This is a genomic window from Streptomyces sp. NPDC101237, from assembly GCF_044767465.1.
In the GTDB taxonomy this organism is placed as follows: domain Bacteria; phylum Actinomycetota; class Actinomycetes; order Streptomycetales; family Streptomycetaceae; genus Streptomyces; species Streptomyces gramineus.
In genome coordinates this window covers 213,974-232,957 of sequence record NZ_JBIWNY010000008.1, presented here as the reverse complement: position 1 = coordinate 232,957, position 18,984 = coordinate 213,974, and the positions used below count along the sequence as shown (strand labels likewise).

The following is an 18,984-nucleotide window of genomic DNA, read 5'->3' as shown; positions in this document are numbered from 1 at the left end:
CAGGGCGGCAGGGCTGCGCGGCTGCTCAAACACGCTGCCCGCCGTGGTGATGAAGGAGGCTGAGGCCTTACGTGCGCACGGTCCGGCCCCGGCACAGCGGGCTGGTGACGCCCGTGAACTGAAGATCGAGCCCGAGACCGTCGCGTTCGGCGTGGATGTGCAGGTGGGGCTCCGTGCTGTTGCCGGAGTTGCCCACCTCGCCGAGCAGCTGCCCGGCGTGCACAGGATCGCCCGTCTTCACCGCCACGGTGCCGCGGCGCAGGTGAGCGAGCTTGACGATCTCGGCGCCGGTGTCGATGAACACGTGGTTGCCGTAGGGGGGCTGGTATCGGATCGTGCCGGGTTCCTGGTCGTCGAGGTGACCGGCGGCGGAAACGACCGTACCGTCACACGGGGCGTAAAGGCTCTGCCCGTACACGAGATAGCTCTCGTTTTTCCCACGCAGGCCGGTGCCGCGTGCGCGCGCACCGCCCGGACCGATCTGAATCACGTCCAGAGCGCCGCGCTGCTCGGGAAAGGACGAGTGATGGTTCAGGCGGCCCCCGCCGCCCTGCGCGACATACCACTTGCCGTTCCGCAGGGGGAAGGTGAGAGGCCGGGACACGGCGGTCCCCCAGCGGTGGCGGCGTGCCCGGAGCAGGAACCATCCGAAGCCGGCGAGCAGGGCCACGCCCACCACCAGTTCGGCCTCACCGCCGCCCGACGCGGGCAGTCTGGGCAGCCGGCACGCGGAGGCAAGGGCCACCAGCGCGCCGGCCTCCACGAACCGGCGTATCCACCACGGCAGCCGAGCCGGGCTCTGCCAGCCCTCCATGAGCAGGTAGCCGACCGCGACGATGAGCAGACGGCCGCACCAGGCGATGCGGGAAGGGGCCTGCCAGCACGCGTCGATGCGCGCGGCGAGCAGCAGCACCCACACGATCCACACCAGGGCGGCTCGCGCCCCGTGCGGGACGCGCAGCCGTGGCACGCGGTACGGGCCCGGGGCGATCAGCAGCCCGTCGAGCACCTGGCCGTCGCGTGTGGTGGCGAAGGCGAGGGCACGCCCCCTGGTGCCTTCGATCACCAGCCCGTCGGGATGGTCCCGTACCCCGGTGATCTCGCCGACGCGTTCGCGGGTGCCGTCCAGGATCTGGTCGAGCCGCTCACCTCCCACGGCGGCCACGACCCGCGGGGCGAGCACCTCCCGCTGTGCGCGCTCGGCGGTGAGGAACCTGAACAGCAGGTCGGCCGCAGGCTGTCCCGTGCGGCGGGGTTCCGCCGGTGTTCCCGCTGTCTCAGGCACCGGCCGCACCGTCCCTGTCTGCCACCATCGCCACGGATGTCATGCCTCGCGCTGGCAGCAAAGGCCTACTGAGCTGGACGAGGCGGTCCTTGACGGACCGGTAGCGCCGCGCGATCGACCTGTAGTCCTCGTCGCGCAGGCACGTGCAGTCCGCACCGATCATCAACAGCCCGAAGCACACCAGACCCATGCACGTCATGATGCCCAGGTGCATGCCCTCCAGGGCCAGGGTGTTGGCCTTTCGGATCCAGGAACGGGCGGAAAGGATCGCGAAGGGCAACGCCAGCTCGATGAAGATCGTGAAGTAGCTGGTGGCGGTGGTGAGGAAGGCGTTGCTCATCAGGTGCGTGTACGTCGCCGACATCTGGAAGCCGGTGATGCGGCTGATGTAGTACATCGCCACGCCGTCCTGCCACACCTTGCCGGTGATCTTCCAGTAGCCGGCATCGAAGTACAGCACGGCCGTCTGGAAGACGATCAGGAAGGCGGCCAGATTGTGCAGCACTGTGGACGTCGTCGGCTGCTCCAGCTCCCGCATCCTGGCTCTGCGCCGCTTCGCGCCGACGGCGAAGTAGGCGTTGGAGACGGTGAAGACCATGAAGAGGATGAGGATCTGGGCCAGGTTGTCGCCGCCTTCGAGCACGTCCTGATTCCTGTTGTGCAGCGACCACATCAGCACGGCCTGCGCCAGGGTGAGGACGCGGCCGCCGAAGATCATGAATGCGGCGGACACCAGGATCACGGCGTGAAAGACGATCTCGAACCAGACCGTGGAATGTCCCCACAGAAAGAGCGAGAAGCCCCAGCGTGGCAGCGCGGACCTCGCTGTGGAGATCGAATTGTAGGACTCGGGCCCCCACAGGAAGCGCCGCTTCGAGTAGTCGGACAGGCAGTACAGGATGGTGGCGAAGCCGATGACGACGCGTAGCAGGGCCGTCCCGATCAGCCGGTGCTTCCGGGTGGCGAAGCGGAGTATGACGGCGTCCAGCCGCTCCGTGCCGGCCCGCCATCCCTTGCCCAGCAGGGCAGTCGTGCCGTTCACCGCGCAACTCCCGGAACGAAGTCCATCCACGATGTCGCCAGAATTCCCTGCTGGTGCTCTTTGGGCCTGGGTACTTCGTATCGCTCCGAGAACGGAATGATGGGCCGGTTCATGAAGGTGGCCTGCACAGAGATGATCTGAGCGTTCGGATACAGTGTCTTCGCCTGCGCGGAGAAGAAGCGCCGCATCTCTTCGAAGTCGGGTGCGAATTGCTTGTCAAGTATTTTTCGTGCGGCGTCGCGTCTAGCCGGCGGGAGCTTCTTGAATTTGATGGCGATGCCTGCGTACCGATTGGCCGCCGCATCGAACGCGAGGAGTACGCCGGGAAGCTTCGTCGGGTTCACCGGGAAATCGTGCGGCGACCTGTCAATGGCCTGCTCGATTTCGACAGGGCTCGACTCGACGACCTGGCCGGAGCCGGAGAGCTTCATCCGGGTCCGTAGGTATATGAGGTCGTCACTGCTGCCGGGAGTGGGGCCAAAGAGCTGCCAGTCCTGCCAGAAGTACGGTTCCATGAAGGCCGTGACGGGTCCCTTGATACGGTCCTTCGCGGGGGAACCGGGCGCGTTGTACACCAGGCAGCACAAGCAGTAAACGGTCACGGCCGCGAGCGCTGTCAACGCACTGATCCGTACGTTCACGGAAAGCGCCCCGCTCGCCGTCCGGGGTGCGTCCTCTGCGGCGCGTGAGCGCGGGAGAACTCTCATCGCTGTCCACATCCAGGTTGATCGAAGTCAATGAGGGTGGTGGATATGCGTGAGACTGCGTGCCGGGGCGGGGCACCCCGCCCCGGCACGGGGGGTTGATCGGCATCGGTGAGGGCACGACACCGCAAGTCACTTCGCACCACCGCTCAGGTGGTGGCTCACGTCACTCGGCATCGACGGTCGATCGATGCCGCACGCCACGTCCTACCGCTGGTCAGGCGATATCGTGGCGCCTCCCCCTGCGCCGGAGGTCAGCCGGCGCTGCAGGTCACGCGGCGTCGGTGGTCGTCCGACGCCATGGGATCGCACGGCTCCGCACGTCACGCGAAGCCTTGGAACCGTCGACGCCGTCGCTCACTTGACGTCGTAGGCGGTGTCGCCCGGGATCACACCGTGCAGTGTCTTGTCGCTGATGGCGGGACCGCCGCTGGAGGACGACGAGGACTCGCTCGAGGACGAGGAGTCGCTTGACGACTTCAGCTTGGTCGTCACCTTCACGGTGTACTCGGCGGTCTTCACGACGGTCGCCGCGGCCACGCTCTGGGCGATCGCGTGCAAGAACTGCGGCTGCACGCCCTTGCCTATGACCTGAGCGGTGGCGACCGAGTGCTGGGCCGCGGCCTTCTGGTGCGGCAGCGAGGCGGCCGACGCACTCGAGGCGGTGAGCGCCGCAGTACCGCCCGCGGCAAGAGCCGCGATCACCGCAGCGGAAACGGCACGTTTGCCGTTCATGATGGATTCCTTTCGAGTACTGAATGCCGTCGGCGGCATGCGGCGTGAGGCCGCGCCCCCATGGCAGTTCGCGGATGTCCAATGCCGGACCCGCCGAGCAAAGCTCGGGGACCGGACATTCTGTACCTGTACAGAATCGATTCGCAGACGAGTACGTACTCCACTCCGCCGTTAATCAGGGGCCTCGCGAAAGCCTTGATCAACCGGGAGTGCACTCATACTAGCCACGGCCCCGCGGGGGACTCAACGAAATCCGTAGCCGTGAACCGGAATGAATTGCTCCATTCTCAGGCGAAGCTCAAATCAATAGGGTTTCTTTACTCGCTGCATGCTGCCGCGCCTCCGTAATTCGCGAGAAACGCCAGCTAGTCAAGCGGGTATCCGTCATCGGCGAGGGAAACCGGGCGTTGCTGCACTACACAATCTTTGCCATACGAGGGGCGGTCCGTGCGCACGCGCGAGGCGTCACGCGCACGGGACACACTGGGCATCCGGCAATGATCCGGGGTTAATCGCCCCGCGCCGATTGCGGGCTGCTTCGGATCACGCATTGCGTACGTCGCGAAGAACCGCGCTGCCCGCAAGCCACGTAGCGCCTGCCCCGCCGTCCCGACCACTCGGCGTGGGCCGGGACTGCCCACGGGCCCGCTGCGCTGGCAAGGGTGTGGGAGGGAAGGGACGGTGCGCCCGGGCGGCCTCAACGATCGCGTGCCGGGACGATCGTCCGGCCGAAGCCCTGCACCACCTTTCGCCACGTGGGCGACAGGCGGAGAACAGCCGGATCCCCTTAGCGGTGAGCGCAGCTTTCGCCGGCGGAGATGCGCGAGCCAGGTGTTTCCGCCCCGCTCGGCATCGCCCAGAGAGTAGTTCGCAGGGGCTGGCAATCTCCCCCACAGCGTGATGAAGCTACAAAAAGCAACCATGAGGTAATCGACGAAGGGTTACTTCTCGTTACTCATCGTGCCGTTCCCATGGGGTTCCCATCTAGGACAAAAGCACCCCTCCGCGATCCTCGCCGACGGGTGCTATGTCCAATTATCTAGCATTTTGTTGTGCCCCCGGCAGGATTCGAACCTGCGACACCCGCTTTAGGAGAGCGGTGCTCTATCCCCTGAGCTACGAAGGCGGGGCGGGCGGTCCGCGGTGTGACGGTGCCCGACCAGAGACAGGGTAGCGGATGCGCGTCCGTGGGGGGGTTGGCTGTTCGGGGCGTCGGGTCAGGTGAGGGGGATTCGGGTGAAGCGGGAGGCCGTGCGCAGGTCGGTCTGGAGGTGGTCCGCGGTGGCGCGCAGGTGGGGGAGGACGTCGGTGACGCGCTCCGCCAGAGTGCGGCGGGCCGCGTGCGTCGCGACGTTCAGGGCGGCGAGCGGGTGGCCCGTCCGGTCCCGTACCGGCACGGCGATCGAGCGCAGGACCGATTCCAGTTCCTCGTCGGCGAGGGCGTAGCCGGGCGGGTCGTCGGGGGCGAGGAGGGTCCGGCCCAGGGACGTGCGGGCCGCCTGGAGGCGGGTGCCGACGGTGATGTCCACGGTCAGGACACGGCTCGCGGTCGCCGCCGCGATGTACTGGATCTCCGCCGGGTCCGTCCCTGGCACCCGTACCGCGAGGGCCGCCGGCTCGTGCTGGCGGTCCGTGAGGGCGCGCAGGTGCGGGGCGGCCAGGCGGGCGAGGTGGTGCGGGACAGCGGTGGACAGCCGAGGGCCGGCACCCGGGGGGTGAGGGAGAAGGTGCGGCCCCGTGCGGTCACCAGGCCCAGCTGTTCGTACGTGATCACGCGGGGAGGTACGGCCGGGAAACCCGCGTCGGCCGGGTCCGCCGCGTGCCGGGCCCGCCATGCCGCCCGCTCCGGTTCCGTCCACTCCGCGGCGAACAGCGGTCCGCGGGCGGTGCGTTCGGCCGGCAGCAGGGCGTCGATGCGGAAGCTGACGGACATCGCGCGGCGTCGGGTCGCCTGGTGGGCGAAGCGGATGCCGTCCCGGTCGCCGACGGCGAGGGAGACGGACTCGTCCAGCTCGTCGGCGAGGGCGTCGGCGTGCGTGTCGAGCAGGGCGGGCAGGCGGGGGGGGGGCGGCCAGGTAGGCGTTGCCGAGTTGCATCGCGCGCGGGGTCACGACCGTGTCCCGGCCGTCCTGGCGGACGTATCCCGCGCGGGCGAGGGTCGCGCTGATCCGGTCGACGGTGGAACGGTCGAGCCCCGTGCGCCGTTCCCGCGCGCTCGCGCTCGGCGTGCCGCCCGCCTCGGTCAGCGCGGCCACACCCCGGGACACGGGGGTGGTCATCGACTCTCCGGTACGGCGGCCTCCGGTACGGCGGCCTCCGGTACGGCGGCTTCCGGTACGGCCGCTTCCCGTGCGGCCGCTTCCGTGGGCTGCGGTACGGCGGTCGGGGCACGCCCCCCCGGTAGACCCAGGCCGGGGCCGGTCAGCCGCGCGTCACCTGGACCCGGTAGTCCCCCTCCGGGTCCACCTCCGACACCCGTACCTCGATCCCGTGCTTGGGGTCCTTGAAGGTCTCGCCGGGGCCGAACGGGGCGTCGGAGAGTTCCGCCTGGACGTTGGGGCTGCGGGTGCAGCCGCCGCTGTCGCGGTGGGAGTCGTACACCTTGATCGGGCCGCGGCCGGTGTCGATGTTCGCGTCGACCTTGTAGATGAGGACGCCGGGGTGGCAGACGTCCTGGTCGTTGCCGCCCTTGGTGCGGTCCTCCAGGGCGTAGCCGGTGCGCCCGTCGACGGGGACGAAGATCAGTTTGCGGCCGCCGGCCCGGGCGAGCGGGGTGAGCGTGTAGTCGGTGGTGCCGTGGCCGGACGCGCAGCTGACCTGGTCGGGGTCGAGCCAGCCGAGCTTCCACTTGTGCCAGGCGAGCAGGTCGTTGTCGGCGCCCCAGTCCTCGCTCATGATGTCCCAGTGCCCGACCGCGCCGCCGCCCTCCTGGGTGTAGAGGTCGGGCAGGCCGAAGACGTGGCCGTTCTCGTGCGGCAGGACCCGGTAGCCGGTCTGCTGGTAGGAGCCGGAGCCGTCGTCCTGGCGGGAGTAGACGAACGAGGCGTTGGCGACCGGGACGCCGTCGGCGACCGGGGCGTCGGAGTTGCCGGCGAAGGTCACCGACAGCACGGTGTCCAGGGCGGAGGGCCCCGCGTTCGGGGTGATCAGCACGTTCAGGAGGTCGTACGACCGGAAGTCCACCTCGGGGTCGGCGGCGGCCACGATGTCCTGGACGAGCTGCCGGTAGCCGGGGTCGAAGGGGGCGCCGCGTTCTATGCCGTAGTCGGCGAAGGGCTTCGGCATCCGCAGCCAGTGGTCGACGGGGGCCGCGGGCCGGTAGTCGAGCTTGCCGTAGGAGGCGGTGCGGAACCAGTCCTGGGTCTGCGGGAAGAACTCGTGGTACCGGTCGAGCGCGTCGCCCTGGCCGGGCGCGTCGGAGAAGTCGACCATCAGGGTCAGGGCGTGCACGGTGCCGGTGGAGCGGGAGTAGCCGCCCGGGGTGGGTATGCCCTCGGTCATCTGGATCTCCCGGCCGCCGCTGATCAGGCAGGGGCCGTAGACCGAGGAGCGGGCCAGCGCTATCGGGCCGGCGCCGGCCGGGGAGGGTGCCGCCGTGAGGTGTCCGGAGCCCGCCGAGGTGCCGACCGCGAGGATCAGCACGGTCACGGCGGCCAGGGAGGCCGCACGGCGGTTGCGTATCGCGCGGGTGGAGGGCGTGCGCGGGGCGCGTGACGTGCACGGGGAGCGGTGTGCCCGAGGGGAGCGCGGGGGGTGCGGGGCGCGCGGGGTGTCGCCGTGCGCGGGTATCGGGCGGCGGCTGGGCTGCGGCTGCATGCATGGACCTTTCGCGCCACGGCAGCCGCCGGTTTCGGACTGCACCCTTTCGATCACCCTGTGTCCGCGGGGCGGGAGGCGCGCGTTGGAGAGGCCGATCGTGGGACACCCCGGATCACGGCATGTGATGCAGGTCACATGGGATGGGGGGCGGGTGGGGAAATAACCGGGGACCGGCTCCCCGTTTAGACCTGTGTCCGCGCGAAACGGGGAGCGGATCCCCGGATCGTGGAAGTACCGAGTCCCACCCAGACCGACCAGACCAGGAGTGCGCCGTGCAGACCGCGACCGCCACCCCCACCGTGCGCAAGGCGCCCAGGCCCCGCGCCGACGCTCTGCGCAACCGGGAGCGGATCGTCATCGCCGCCCGCGAGATGTTCACCGAGTACGGCCCCGACGTGCCGCTCGACGAGATCGCCCGCCGGGCCGGCGTCGGCAACGCCACGGTGTACCGCAACTTCCCCGACCGCGACGCGCTCGTCCGCGAGGTCGTCTGCTCCGTGATGGACCGGACGTCGGAGGCGGCCGAGCTCGCGCTCGCGGAGACCGGGGACGCCTACGAGGCGCTGGAGAGGTTCGTGCACGCTTCCGCCGACGAGCGGGTCAGCGCGCTGTGCCCGATGGTCTCCAGCACCTTCGACAAGAACCATCCGGACCTGGAGTCGGCGCGCCGGCGGTGCGAGCAGCTCATCGGGCGGCTCATGGACCGCGCCAAGGCGGCCGGGCAGCTCCGGCCGGACGTGGGGGTCGGCGACGTGATGATCGCCGTGGCTCAGCTCAGCCGGCCTCCCTTCGGCACCGACTGCCTGGTCGGTGACCGCTTCGTCCACCGTCATCTGCAGCTGTTCCTGGACGGACTGCGGGCCCCGGCCCGCTCCGCCCTGCCGGGTACGGCCGTGACCATGGAGGACCTTCGCCAGGCCTGAACGACCGAGAGCGACCGCACCGTCCCGGGGGGGCGAACAGTTTCGGGCCGAGCGCCGGTCCTTCATCGAGCGCGCCCCTCGTACCGCACCGACCACCGTCTGCGCTTCACCGATCCCTTTTTCCGCCACGAACGCCTTCCGTCACGAACGTCTTCCGTCACGAACGTCTTCCGTTCATGGGCGCCGTCCGTTCATGAACGCCTGCCGTCATGAACGCCGAACGTCCGTGACGGAGCACTGACTTTCCGTCACACATTCACGAAGTCACGAAGTGGGTACCCCCATGTCTGAAACAGCCGCCAAGGCTCCTGGCGCACCGGCACAGTCCGGTGACGCCAACCGCTGGAAAGCGCTCGTCTTCATCGCGCTCGCCCAGCTGATGGTCGTCCTCGACGCCACCATCGTGAACATCGCCCTGCCCTCCGCCCAGACCGACCTGGGCATCTCCGACGGCAACCGGCAGTGGGTCGTCACGGCCTACGCCCTCGCCTTCGGCGGTCTGCTCCTGTTCGGCGGCCGGATCGCCGACCTGTGGGGCCGCAAGCGGGCCTTCGTCATAGGCCTGATCGGCTTCGCGGCCGCCTCCGCCCTCGGCGGCGCGGCGACCAGCGGCGCGATGATGTTCGGCGCGCGTGCCCTCCAGGGCGTCTTCGGCGCCCTGCTCGCCCCGGCTGCGCTCTCCCTGCTCGCCGTGATGTTCACGGACGCCAAGGAGCGCGCCAAGGCGTTCGGCATCTACGGCGCGATCGCCGGTGGCGGCGGCGCCGTCGGCTTCATCCTCGGCGGTGTGCTCACCGAGTACCTGGACTGGCGCTGGACGTTCTTCGTGAACATCCCGTTCGCCGCCGTCGCCGCGCTCGGCGCGTACTTCGTCATCCGTGAGCCGGAGGGCGGCCGCAACCGCAACCCGCTCGACATCCCGGGCGTGCTGCTGTCCACCCTCGGCCTGGTCTCCCTGGTGTACGGCTTCACCCGCGCCGAGTCCGAGGGCTGGAGCGACGTCAGCACCATCGGCCTGTTCGTCGCCTCTGGGGTGCTGCTGATCGCGTTCGTGGTCACCGAGATGCGCGTCAAGGCGCCGCTCCTGCCGCTTCGCGTGGTCACCGACCGCAACCGCGGCGGCGTCTACCTCTCCCTCGGCATCGCGATCATCGCGATGTTCGGCACCTTCCTCTTCCTGACCTACTACCTCCAGGTCATCCAGGGCTTCTCGCCGATCAAGACCGGCTTCGCCTTCCTGCCGATGATCGCGGGCATGATGGTCGGCTCCACCCAGATCGGTGCCCGTCTGATGACCCGGGTCCCGGCCCGGGCGCTGATGGGCCCCGGCTTCCTGGTCGCCTCCGTCGGCATGCTGCTGATGACCCGCCTGGAGATCGGCTCGTCGTACGCCTCGACGGTCCTGCCGGCGATGCTGCTGCTCGGTCTCGGCATGGGTACGGCGTTCATGCCGGCCATGTCCCTGGCCACGCTCGGCGTCGAGCCCCGCGACGCCGGTGTCGCCTCCGCGATGGTCAACACCTCGCAGCAGGTGGGCGGCGCGATCGGCACCGCGCTGCTGAACACCATCGCCGCCTCGGCGACGACGGCGTACATCAAGGACCACATCGCGACCGCGACCTCCAAGTCGCAGCAGCAGCTGGTCCAGATGGAGGGCGCGGTGCACGGCTACACCAACGCCATCTGGTTCGCCGTCGGCATGCTGGTGCTGGCCGCGGTCATCGTGGTCGCCTTCGTCAACGCCGGTGCGCCGAGCGCCACCCCGGTGGCCTCGGGCGAGGGCGCTGAGGACGAGCTGCCGATTCCGGTGGTCGCCCACTGAGCCGCTGAGCGGCCCGCACCGGCACACCGGGTACCCGCACGCGGGCCTGCCCCGGGCTCCTCAGCGGAGCCAGGGCAGGTCAGCGCCCGCTTCGTCGGGCTGCAGGCCCTCGGCGACGATCTCCATGATCTCGCCGAGGGCCTGCTGCTGTTCGGGGGTGAGCCGCTCGAAGAGCGCCTGCCGTACGGCGGCCACGTGGCCGGGCGCGGTGCGCCGCAGCACCGCGGAGCCCTCGTCGGTCAGGACGGCGAACTGGCCCCGCTTGTCGTCGGGACAGTCCTCCCGGCGCACCCAGCCGCTCTTCTCCAGGCGCGCGACGGCGTGCGAGAGCCGGGACCTGGTGATCTTCGCCCCCCGGGCCAGCTCGGTCATCCGCAGCCGCCGTCCGGGCGCCTCGGCGAGCCCGACCAGCAGGCCGTAGTAGATGTGCGGCATCCCGGCGTCGCGCTGGAGCTGACGGTCCAGGTGGTCCTCCAGCAGGGTCGAGGCGTGCAGGTACGAGCGCCAGACGCGCTGTTCTTCGTCGCTGAGCCAGCGGTCTGCGGCGGCGGGCGCGGACGTGGATGCCGTATTCATGCGGCCCACTCTACGAGGCCTCTCCTTGAAAGTTAAACAAGTGCGGCGTATCCTGCTCCATGAAAGCTTGAGAGTTAAAGCATGGGAGCCGCGGAAGGTTCCCGTCCGTGGAGGGAGCCGTCGTCATGACCGCCGTCGCACAGGAACGGTCCGCCGCTTCCGGGGAGCGCATGCCCGCCCTCTACCTGAGTCACGGCGCGCCGCCGCTCGCCGACGACCCGGTCTGGCCCGGCGAACTGGCCGCCTGGAGCGCCGGCCTGCCCCGCCCCAAGGCGATCCTGATGGTCTCCGCGCACTGGGAGGAGGCCCCGCTCGCCCTCGGCGCCGTGCGGACCGTGCCCCTCGTCTACGACTTCTGGGGCTTCCCCGAGCACTACTACCAGGTGCAGTACGCCGCCCCCGGCGCGCCGGAGCTCGCCGAGTCCGTGCGCAAGCTGCTGCGCGCCCCCGGCACCCCCGTGCAGGACATCCCCGACCGCGGACTCGACCACGGCGCCTACGTGCCCCTGGTGGAGATGTTCCCGGCCGCGGACATCCCGGTCCTCCAGATCTCGATGCCCACCCTCGACCCGGTCCGCCTGATGGAGATCGGCCGCCGGCTCGCCCCGCTGCGCGACGAGGGCGTGCTGATCGTCGGCTCCGGCTTCTTCACCCACAACCTCGCCGCCCTGCGCCACACCGGGGCCGGAGTGCCGTCGTGGTCCTCCGAGTTCGACGACTGGGGGCACCGGGCGCTGGAGAACCGCGACTGGGACGCGCTGCTGGACTTCCTCGACAAGGCGCCGGCGGGCCGCTACGCCCACCCGCGCACCGAGCACTTCGCCCCGCTCTTCGTGACCATGGGCGCGGCGGAGGCGGGCGGCGAACTGGACGCGCAGAAGTCGACGATCGACGGGTTCTGGATGGGCATGGCCAAGCGGTCCGTCCAGTTCGGCTGAGTCCGGCCCCCGGCCGGGGCGGGCCCCGGTGGCCTGGGCGGGCCGTCCGCTAGAGCGGGCGCTCGTACCAGGCCACGTCCCAGTAGCGGCCGAACTTGCGGCCCACCTCGTGGTAAGTGCCGACGTGCCGGAAGCCGAAGCGTGCGTGCAGCCGGGTGGACGCCTCGTTCGGCTGGGCGATGCCCGCGTAGGCGCGATGCAGGTCCTGGCCGTCGAGCGCCGCGAAGAGGGCCTCGTACAGGAGCGTCCCGACCCCGCGGCCGACGGCGTCCGGAGCGACGTAGACCGTGGTCTCCACCGAGGTCCGGTAGGCGGGTTTCGCGCGGTGGGGGCTGGACGTGGCGTACCCGAGAATCCGCTGTGAGTCCGCCGGCGTGGCAACCATCAGGCGGTACGGGCCGTCTTCCGGGTGGGAGAGCAACCACGCACGACGCTCTTCCGGCGTGAAGACCACCGTGTCGAATGTGATGGACGTCTCACGAACGTAGTGGTTGTAGAGATCCGTGAGGGCGCCGAGGTCCGCCTCGACTCCCGGTCTGACCTGCACCCCTGTACGTTCCGGCGACATCATGCCCCCTCGGTCGGTCGGACAGGGTACTGCATGATCAGAAAAATGGGGGGACGGCATGGGAATTCTGTCCGGATTCCAGTCGTTGTTTCCTTCGGATGCCGGGCACCCGATCAGCACACCGGGGGTTCCGGAAAGGGCCGCACGGGGCAGCAGGCCGAGTGCCGAGCATCCACCGGAAGACCGAGAAAACCGGATAGGACCACCCCGCCCGCCCACCATCGCAAGGGAGCACCGCATGGCAACCCGTGCCGTCGCCCGTCGTCAGTCCGCCACCGGCGAGACGGCCGACTCGGCAAGCAGTGTTCGCCGCGTCCATGGCGGCGAGATCGCCGACCGCGATCTGGTCGGCATGTATCTCGACGAGATCGCGCGCACGCCGCTCCTCGACGCCGCCAAGGAAGTCGAGCTGTCCCAGACCATTGAGGCGGGTGTGTTCGCGCGGCAGGTCCTCGACGGCGAGGAGGAGTCCGCGTCCGACGCCAGCCGTGAGGAGCTGGAGGCGCTCTTCGTCGCCGGCGAGCGGGCGAAGGACGTCTTCATCCGCTCCAACCTCCGCCTGGTCGTGGCCGTCGCCCGCCGGTACCCGAGGAGCGGCCTGCCCCTCCTCGACCTGATCCAGGAGGGCAACGCGGGTCTGGTGCGCGCCGTCGAGAAGTTCGACTACCGCAAGGGCTTCAAGTTCTCGACGTACGCCACGTGGTGGATCCGTCAGGCGATCACCCGGTCCATAGCCGACCAGTCCCGGACCATCCGGCTCCCCGTCCACCTCGTGGAGGAGCTGGGCCGGATCCGTCGTGTCCAGCGGGAGTTCAACCGGGAGCACGGCCGTGACCCGGAGCCCGCCGAGATCGCGGCCGAGCTCGGCTCCAACGCCGAGCGCGTCGTCGACGTCCTGGACTGGGCCCGCGACCCGGTGTCCCTGAACATGCCGGTGGACGACGAGGGCGAGACCCAGTTCGGCGACCTCCTGGAGGACACGTCGGCGGTCAGCCCCGAGCAGTCCGTCATGACCCTGCTGCGCAGCGAGGAACTGGACGACCTGATCGGCCGCCTGGACCAGCGCACGGCCTCCATCATCAAGATGCGGTACGGCATCGAGGACGGCCGCGAGCGCACGCTGACCGAGGTCGGCAAGGAGCACGGGCTGACCCGTGAGCGCATCCGCCAGATCGAGAAGCACGCGCTGCTGGAGCTGAAGAAGCTGGCGCGTAGCACGGGCTTCGAACCGGCGGCGTGAGGCAGTTGCGGGCGGTGCCCGTGCGGTGGGGGCTCCCGCGTCGGCGGGAGCTCCGAGGGGCGCGCGTGGTTCTGATCGCGCCAAGCGCGTGCGCCGGGTGGCGAAAGACGGCGCATACATGGCGCGGTACCGCCGCTTCAAGGCCTCGCGTGTAGGGAACAACCATCCCGGGCCGGGGATTCGAGACTCCGGCCGGGCGAGGTCGCTCCGCTCCGGCGGACGAGTGCCTGGCCGGCACCGGGTGACGACCCGTCCGGCCACCGACGACGACGTACGACGACGAACCCCAGTGAGCCATGTCCCGAGGCGCCATCCCCCCCGGCGCCGGGACTTCCGCAGAGCCGGGCTCCGGCGCCCAACCCCCCCCCGGGTGCCGGAGCCCGGTTCCTTTTGTGCGCGCTTCCGCCGACGGGCCCATCCACCGCATCCGGTGCGTGCGCTTCGGTTGGAGGGGGGCTCGGGCCGAGTCCGGTGCGTGTGCTTCCGCCGACGGGCCCATCCGCCGCATCCGGTGGCATCCGCTTCCGCCGTCCGGCGGTTCCGCGATGCCGTCTCGGTCCTGTCCTGCCGGTTCGCCGCGCAGGGGGCCTGACCGTCCGCGTTTGCCGGTGCCGTGACCTGCCCGGCATGCTGAAGCGGTGGCTCACCCCGTACCTGAACCACGGGGTGAACCACCGGATGGCAGATTCTGCCACAGCGGCATAGCCTGCCGACGTGAGCACCCCCAGCACCCCCAGCACCCCCAGCACCCCCAGCACCCCCAGCACCCCCAGCACCCCCAGCACCACCGGCAACACCCCTCGGCGGGACCCTTCCGGCGCGTCCTTGACCGAACGGCGCAAGGCGGAGACGCGGATGGAGATCGCCCGGGCGGCCGCGGGCCTTTTCGTGCGGCAGGGCCTGCGGGCCACCCGCGCCGAGGACATCGCGCACGCCGCCGGCATCGCCCCCCGCACGTTCTACCGCTACTTCGCCACGAAGGAAGAGGCGGTCGCCCCGCTCTACGCGGCCGGCGCGCAACGCTGGGCCGAGGCCGTACGGGCGGCCCCCGCGGCCCTCTCCGTCCCCGAGGCCCTCGAACACGCCGTCCGCCACACCCTGACGCCCGGCGAAGGCGTCTCGGCGGCGTCCTGGGAGTGGGTGCGCACCCTCATCCACCTCGCGGACACCAGCCCCGCCCTGCGCAAGGTGTGGGCCGAGGTCTGCCAGTCCTCGGAGGACGTCCTGGCCGCGATCCTGGCGGAACGCATCGGCTCCGACAACGTTGCCCCCGCCCCGCACCTCCGGTTCGCCGCGGCGGTGGCCGGCGCGGCGGTACGGGTGGCGGTGGAGTCCTGGGCCGCGGGCACCGCATCCCCCTCGCAGGCCGAAGGGCCGGCGGCGCTCGCGCTGCGCAACCTGGCGGACCTGCGCGGATTCGCCTGGGGGGAACGGGCCTAGACGCGGCCGCCCGGGACCTGGCGCCGTTGCCGGGAGCCGGGAGCCGGGAGCCGGGAGCCGGGAGCCGGGCGCGGACGTGGGCCGTCCGTTCACGCGCCTTCGCCGGCCCGCGTCAGCCGCGCTCCCAACTCCCGCACGCATGCGGCGAGTTCCGCGGGCTCCCGGATCGCGAACTCACCGCCCGCCATCACCAGCCGCACCGCGAGCCACTCCATCGGGTCCCCGGTGGTCCCCCGCACCACGCACCACCCGTCCCCTTCGTCCACCGGCGTCCCCACCCACGACGGCACCCGCGCCGCCACCTCCGTCACCGTCCCGGCGAACGCGATCGTGAACGCGTAGGTCTGCTGGTGCCGTTGGATCGACCGGCGCAGGAACTCCGCCGCGCTCCCCGTGGGCAGTTCCCGCGGAGCGAACCGCGCCCCGGTCGCCAACGGCTCGCTCACCCGGTCGACCCGGAACGTGCGCCAGTCGTCGCGATCGAGGTCGTACGCCACCAGGTACCACCGCCGTCCCGTCGACACCAGGCGGTACGGCTCGGCCTGCCGGCGGGTCTCGCTGCCGTCCGCCGCGCGGTAGGCGAACCGCAGCCGCTCCTGTCCCGCCACCGCCGACGCCATCACGGTCAGCGTCTCGGGCGCGATGCTCGCCCCGTCCCCGCTGACCAGCGGCGTGGTCGCGGCCTGCAGCGTGGCCACCCGGTGCCGCAGCCGGGCCGGGAGCACCTGCTCCAGCTTGGCCAGCGCCCGCACCGAGGCCTCGTCCACGCCCTCCAACGCGTGTCCCGCGCCTGCCCGCAGCCCGACCGCGATGGCCACCGCCTCCTCGTCGTCCAGGAGCAGCGGCGGCATCGCCTTCCCCGCGACCAGCCGGTACCCGCCGTCGGCTCCCTTGCTGGCCTCCACCGGATATCCCAGCTCCCGCAGCCGGTCGATGTCGCGTCGCACGGTGCGCCGGGAGACCCGGAGCCGGTCGGCCAGCTCGCCGCCGGGCCACTCGCGGGGCGTCTGGAGCAGGGACAGCAGCTGGAGCAGTCGTGCCGGAGTGTCCGTCGTCATGCGTCCGAGGATGCCGGAGAACTAGGACGTGATCTGTCCTAGTGGGCTCATAGGTTGAGGTCATGACTTCCACCGACGTCGACGACGGCACCCTGAAGGGGCGCGGAGAACTGCGCGACCGGCCACAGCGGACCGGCACGGACCACACCACACCGATCACGCCCCCGGCCGCACCCGGCACGGCGGCCGCCCCCGGCGCACCGCACCGCTGGCTGGCCCTGGCCATCGTGATGACCGCCGCCTTCATGGACCTCGTCGACGTGACGATCGTCAACATCGCCATCCCGTCCATCCAGCGGACCGCGCACGCCTCCTTCAGCCAGATCCAGTGGATCACGGCCGGCTACGCGCTCGCCTTCGCGGCGGGGCTGATCACCGGCGGCCGCCTCGGTGACATTCACGGCCGTAAACGGATCTTCCTCGTCGGAGTCGCCGGGTTCACCGTCGCCTCCGCGCTGTGCGGTTTCGCCGCCAACCCGGAGATGCTGGTCGCCGCCCGCGTCCTGCAAGGCGCCATGGCCGCGCTGATGGTCCCGCAGGTCCTGTCGATCGTGCACGCCACCTTCCCGGCGCACGAGCGCGGCAAGGTCTTCGGCCTGTTCGGCGCGATCGTGGGCCTGGGCGCGGTCTCCGGCCCGCTGCTCGGCGCCCTGCTGACGGAGTGGAACGTCCTCGGCCTCGAATGGCGCCCGATCTTCCTCATCAACCTCCCGGTCGGCATCGGCGCGCTTCTCCTCGGCCGCCGTTACATCAGCGAATCCAGGGCCCCGCATGCCCTGAAGCTCGACCTCGTCGGCGTCGCCCTGGTGACCCTCGGACTGCTGATGCTGCTCTACCCGCTGACCCGCGGCCGTGAGCTGGGCTGGCCGCTGTGGGGGTACGCGTCGATGGCCGGGGCGCTGGTCGTCTTCGGCGTGCTGGTGGCGTACGAACGCCGCAAGGCCGCGCGGGACGGCTCCCCGCTCATCGAACCCTCCCTGTTCAAGGTGAAGAGCTTCGCGGCGGGCATCGCCGTGCAGACCGTCTTCGGTGTCGCGCTCGGCATCTTCTTCCTGGTCTGGACCCTCTACATGCAGGTCGGGCTCGGCTGGACGCCGCTGCACGCCGGGCTGACCGGGGTGCCGTTCTCGATCGCCGTCTCCGTTGCGGCCGGCCTGTCCGTGCAGAAGCTGGTGCCGCGCTTCGGCCGCAAGGTGCTCCAGGCGGGCGCGCTGGTGATGGGGCTCGGCGTCCTGATCTACGTCGGGGAGTCGCACCGCTACGGCCTCGCCCTCGCCTCCTGGCAGATGGCGCTGCCGCTGGTCGTGATGGGCCTGGGCATGGGCCTGATCGTCGCGCCGCTGACCGACGCGGTGCTGTCGGAGGTGCCGCGCGAGCACGCCGGTTCCGCGTCCGGCCTGATCAACACCGTGCAGCAGATGGGCAACGCGCTCGGCCTCGGCCTGGTCTCGGTGGTCTTCTTCGGTGTCGTCGACGACCGCCTGACCTCGGAGCGGGTCGGCCCGGCCTTCGTGCACGCCTTCCAGCACGCGCTGCTCTGGGTGGCCGCGATCATGGCCGTGATCTTCCTGCTGATGTCCGCGCTGCCGAAGCGCCCGGCGCAGCACCTGGAGGGCGGCGACGCGACCGCGCCGCTGCCGGCGCAGGCGGCGGCCGAACCCGCGCTCGTCCCCTGAGCCCGCGCTCGTTCCCTGAGCCCGCGCTCGTCCCCTGAGCCCGCGCTCGTCCCCCGAGCCCGCCGCCGTCCCCTGAGACCAAGGCCGGTTCCTGAGCCCGCGGTTTCCCGGGTGCGCCGCTGGGCGGGTCCGGAGAGGGTCCGGCACCTTCGGGTGCCGGGCCCTTTCGCGTGCGCCTGTGCGGGGCGCGGCGAGGCGGCGCGAGGCCGCAGAGTCCGAACATGTCCGGTTGAAGCCCGAACCTGTTTACTTTCCGGAAATCCGGGCGTAGCCTCCCAGCGAAACCACACGTTCGGGCATCAGTCAGAAGTGGTCGGACACGAGCCGGACGTGCACCGGACGTACAGTCGAGTGGAGGCGCAGGGCATGTACGCACCGGAGCGACAGCAGGAGATCCTCCGGCTCGCCCGTGACGGCGGCCGGGTGGACGTCGTGTCGCTCGCCGAGGAGTTCCAGGTCACCGCGGAGACGATCCGCCGCGACCTGAAGGCCCTGGACCGCGCCGGCCTGCTCCGCCGGGTGCACGGCGGCGCGATCCCGGCCGGCCGCCTCGACTTCGAACCGGACCTCGCCGAACGCGAGTCCACCTCGGCCGACGAGAAGGACCGCATCGCGAAGGCCGCCGTCCCGGAACTGCCGGCCGAGGGCACCCTGATCCTCGACGCCGGTTCGACGGTCGCCCGCCTGGCCGCGGCCATCCCGCTGGAGGCGTCCCTCACGGTCGTCACGCACAGCCTGCCGATCGCGGCCCGGCTCGCCGACCACCCGGGCATCCAGCTCCACCTGGTCGGAGGGCGCGTACGGCACCGTACGCGCGCCGCCGTGGACGCCTGGGCGCTGCGCGCGTACGGCGAGATCCGCGCGGACGTCCTGTTCGTCGCCGCCAACGGCTTCTCCGCCGACCAGGGCCTGACCACCCCCGACCTCGCCGAGGCCGCGGTCAAGCGGGCGGCCGTCGCCGCGGCCCGCCGGGTGGTCCTGCTCGCCGACTCCGCCAAGCACGGCCAGGAACACTTCGCCCGCTTCGGCGACATGGGCGACGTGGACCTGCTGATCACCGACAGCGGGCTGAGCCCCGAGGACGCCGCCGGCATCGAGCGCGGCGGCACGGAAGTAGTACGAGCATGAGCACCACGGACAGCGCGAACGCGACGGACG

15 protein-coding genes, 1 tRNA gene and 1 pseudogene are annotated in these 18,984 nt (G+C 70.7%); 7 read left to right on the top strand and 10 right to left on the bottom strand.

Annotated elements, in window-relative coordinates; all coding sequences use genetic code 11:
- Nucleotides 1–67: 67 nt before the first annotated feature.
- The 7 genes and pseudogenes from ACIRQ9_RS15535 to ACIRQ9_RS15505 all read right to left on the bottom strand — a co-directional run bounded on the left by ACIRQ9_RS15535 (nucleotide 68) and on the right by ACIRQ9_RS15505 (nucleotide 7,414).
- Nucleotides 68–1,285, bottom strand: a complete 1,218-nt coding sequence (locus tag ACIRQ9_RS15535; RefSeq protein WP_404172281.1) for a M23 family metallopeptidase — start codon at nucleotides 1,283–1,285, stop codon at nucleotides 68–70.
- Nucleotides 1,278–2,327, bottom strand: a complete 1,050-nt coding sequence (locus ACIRQ9_RS15530; protein WP_404172278.1) for a hypothetical protein — start codon at nucleotides 2,325–2,327, stop codon at nucleotides 1,278–1,280. The genes ACIRQ9_RS15535 and ACIRQ9_RS15530 overlap by 8 nt, the downstream gene beginning before the upstream one ends.
- Complete coding sequence (locus ACIRQ9_RS15525; RefSeq protein WP_404172275.1) at nucleotides 2,324–2,947, bottom strand: DUF5819 family protein; 624 nt, start codon at nucleotides 2,945–2,947, stop codon at nucleotides 2,324–2,326. The genes ACIRQ9_RS15530 and ACIRQ9_RS15525 overlap by 4 nt, the downstream gene beginning before the upstream one ends.
- Nucleotides 2,948–3,388: 441 nt before the next feature.
- Nucleotides 3,389–3,766, bottom strand: a complete 378-nt coding sequence (locus ACIRQ9_RS15520) for a hypothetical protein (protein ID WP_404172272.1) — start codon at nucleotides 3,764–3,766, stop codon at nucleotides 3,389–3,391.
- 1,053 nt (nucleotides 3,767–4,819) lie between these two features.
- Nucleotides 4,820–4,892, bottom strand: a tRNA-Arg gene (locus ACIRQ9_RS15515).
- Between the two features lie 91 nt (nucleotides 4,893–4,983).
- Nucleotides 4,984–6,045 (bottom strand): annotated as a pseudogene (locus tag ACIRQ9_RS15510) (IclR family transcriptional regulator C-terminal domain-containing protein).
- A gap of 142 nt (nucleotides 6,046–6,187) precedes the next feature.
- Nucleotides 6,188–7,414: a M6 family metalloprotease domain-containing protein gene (locus ACIRQ9_RS15505; protein ID WP_404172269.1), complete on the bottom strand. Its 1,227-nt coding sequence runs from the start codon at nucleotides 7,412–7,414 to the stop codon at nucleotides 6,188–6,190.
- Nucleotides 7,415–7,857: 443 nt separating this feature from the next.
- On the opposite strand from ACIRQ9_RS15505, the gene ACIRQ9_RS15500 reads away from it, so the two are divergent.
- Both ACIRQ9_RS15500 and ACIRQ9_RS15495 read left to right on the top strand, forming a co-directional pair.
- Nucleotides 7,858–8,508 carry a TetR/AcrR family transcriptional regulator gene (locus ACIRQ9_RS15500; protein WP_404172266.1) on the top strand — a complete coding sequence of 217 codons (651 nt, stop codon included), beginning with the start codon at nucleotides 7,858–7,860 and terminating at the stop codon, nucleotides 8,506–8,508.
- A 283-nt stretch (nucleotides 8,509–8,791) separates the two neighbouring features.
- On the top strand, nucleotides 8,792–10,330 hold the full coding sequence (locus ACIRQ9_RS15495; protein WP_404172263.1) for an MFS transporter: 1,539 nt from the start codon (nucleotides 8,792–8,794) through the stop codon (nucleotides 10,328–10,330).
- Between the two features lie 60 nt (nucleotides 10,331–10,390).
- On the opposite strand, the gene ACIRQ9_RS15490 is transcribed toward ACIRQ9_RS15495, so the two are convergent.
- Nucleotides 10,391–10,906 (bottom strand): MarR family winged helix-turn-helix transcriptional regulator, encoded by a 516-nt coding sequence (locus ACIRQ9_RS15490; RefSeq protein WP_404172260.1) that lies wholly within the window; start codon nucleotides 10,904–10,906, stop codon nucleotides 10,391–10,393.
- Nucleotides 10,907–11,031: 125 nt separating this feature from the next.
- Between ACIRQ9_RS15490 and ACIRQ9_RS15485 the strand changes: the two genes are divergently transcribed.
- Entirely contained in the window at nucleotides 11,032–11,844 is an 813-nt protein-coding gene (locus ACIRQ9_RS15485; RefSeq protein ID WP_404172257.1) for a dioxygenase, read from the top strand.
- A 49-nt stretch (nucleotides 11,845–11,893) separates the two neighbouring features.
- Here the strand turns inward: ACIRQ9_RS15485 and ACIRQ9_RS15480 are convergent, their stop codons facing one another.
- Entirely contained in the window at nucleotides 11,894–12,412 is a 519-nt protein-coding gene (locus ACIRQ9_RS15480) for a GNAT family N-acetyltransferase (RefSeq protein WP_404172481.1), read from the bottom strand.
- Nucleotides 12,413–12,650: 238 nt separating this feature from the next.
- Between ACIRQ9_RS15480 and ACIRQ9_RS15475 the strand changes: the two genes are divergently transcribed.
- Nucleotides 12,651–13,652: an RNA polymerase sigma factor RpoD/SigA gene (locus ACIRQ9_RS15475; protein ID WP_404172254.1), complete on the top strand. Its 1,002-nt coding sequence runs from the start codon at nucleotides 12,651–12,653 to the stop codon at nucleotides 13,650–13,652.
- An 855-nt stretch (nucleotides 13,653–14,507) separates the two neighbouring features.
- Nucleotides 14,508–15,092, top strand: a complete 585-nt coding sequence (locus ACIRQ9_RS15470; RefSeq protein WP_404172478.1) for a TetR/AcrR family transcriptional regulator — start codon at nucleotides 14,508–14,510, stop codon at nucleotides 15,090–15,092.
- Between the two features lie 89 nt (nucleotides 15,093–15,181).
- Here the strand turns inward: ACIRQ9_RS15470 and ACIRQ9_RS15465 are convergent, their stop codons facing one another.
- On the bottom strand, nucleotides 15,182–16,150 hold the full coding sequence (locus tag ACIRQ9_RS15465) for a helix-turn-helix transcriptional regulator (RefSeq protein WP_404172251.1): 969 nt from the start codon (nucleotides 16,148–16,150) through the stop codon (nucleotides 15,182–15,184).
- Nucleotides 16,151–16,212: 62 nt separating this feature from the next.
- Here ACIRQ9_RS15465 and ACIRQ9_RS15460 point away from each other — a divergent pair, with 62 nt between their 5' ends.
- Together ACIRQ9_RS15460 and ACIRQ9_RS15455 are read left to right on the top strand one after the other, a co-directional pair.
- Nucleotides 16,213–17,826: an MFS transporter gene (locus tag ACIRQ9_RS15460; RefSeq protein ID WP_404172248.1), complete on the top strand. Its 1,614-nt coding sequence runs from the start codon at nucleotides 16,213–16,215 to the stop codon at nucleotides 17,824–17,826.
- A gap of 366 nt (nucleotides 17,827–18,192) precedes the next feature.
- Nucleotides 18,193–18,954: a DeoR/GlpR family DNA-binding transcription regulator gene (locus ACIRQ9_RS15455; RefSeq protein WP_404172245.1), complete on the top strand. Its 762-nt coding sequence runs from the start codon at nucleotides 18,193–18,195 to the stop codon at nucleotides 18,952–18,954.
- Nucleotides 18,955–18,984 lie beyond the last annotated feature (30 nt).

Bases quoted from the DNA above. Each gene is read 5' to 3' on its own strand.
- ACIRQ9_RS15490 (WP_404172260.1), bottom strand. From the start codon at position 10,906: ATGAATACGGCATCCACGTCCGCGCCCGCCGCCGCAGACCGCTGGCTC.
- ACIRQ9_RS15485 (WP_404172257.1), top strand. From the start codon at position 11,032: ATGACCGCCGTCGCACAGGAACGGTCCGCCGCTTCCGGGGAGCGCATG.
- ACIRQ9_RS15465 (WP_404172251.1), bottom strand. From the start codon at position 16,150: ATGACGACGGACACTCCGGCACGACTGCTCCAGCTGCTGTCCCTGCTC.
- ACIRQ9_RS15495 (WP_404172263.1), top strand. From the start codon at position 8,792: ATGTCTGAAACAGCCGCCAAGGCTCCTGGCGCACCGGCACAGTCCGGT.
- ACIRQ9_RS15455 (WP_404172245.1), top strand. From the start codon at position 18,193: ATGTACGCACCGGAGCGACAGCAGGAGATCCTCCGGCTCGCCCGTGAC.
- ACIRQ9_RS15480 (WP_404172481.1), bottom strand. From the start codon at position 12,412: ATGTCGCCGGAACGTACAGGGGTGCAGGTCAGACCGGGAGTCGAGGCG.
- ACIRQ9_RS15475 (WP_404172254.1), top strand. From the start codon at position 12,651: ATGGCAACCCGTGCCGTCGCCCGTCGTCAGTCCGCCACCGGCGAGACG.
- ACIRQ9_RS15470 (WP_404172478.1), top strand. From the start codon at position 14,508: ATGGAGATCGCCCGGGCGGCCGCGGGCCTTTTCGTGCGGCAGGGCCTG.
- ACIRQ9_RS15460 (WP_404172248.1), top strand. From the start codon at position 16,213: ATGACTTCCACCGACGTCGACGACGGCACCCTGAAGGGGCGCGGAGAA.
- ACIRQ9_RS15520 (WP_404172272.1), bottom strand. From the start codon at position 3,766: ATGAACGGCAAACGTGCCGTTTCCGCTGCGGTGATCGCGGCTCTTGCC.